This window comes from Paraburkholderia sp. SIMBA_030, from assembly GCF_046535245.1.
In the GTDB taxonomy this organism is placed as follows: domain Bacteria; phylum Pseudomonadota; class Gammaproteobacteria; order Burkholderiales; family Burkholderiaceae; genus Paraburkholderia.
This window is the reverse complement of record NZ_JAWRXB010001186.1, coordinates 1-251: the sequence shown is the minus strand read 5'-3', so window position 1 is coordinate 251 and position 251 is coordinate 1. Positions and strand designations below refer to the sequence as shown.

Below are 251 nucleotides of genomic sequence, written 5' to 3'. Positions count from 1 at the left end.
ATGACATCCCACTGTGAATACTGCGAAATCGTGTCATGCTCAAACTGCCGCAGGAGGCTTAGTGCCTCGTTGACCTTGGACGCGCTGCGTTGTTGCGCGCGACGCCGGAAAGTGCGGGTCAGCGGTGTCAGCAGCGCCTCGCGTTGAGGTGCTATCCGGGCGCTGCCGACACCGGCAGTCCACGCTGCGGTGAAGGCGTCCGGATACCGGTTGTCATAGCGGATTTGAGCCTCACTCACCGCATGCCCGGC

At 62.5% G+C, this 251-nt stretch carries 1 protein-coding gene; it reads right to left on the bottom strand.

What is annotated here, in order from left to right; genetic code table 11:
• Positions 1 to 251: hypothetical protein (locus tag SB772_RS43775; protein WP_410838999.1), on the bottom strand; the 251-nt coding region annotated here is incomplete at both ends.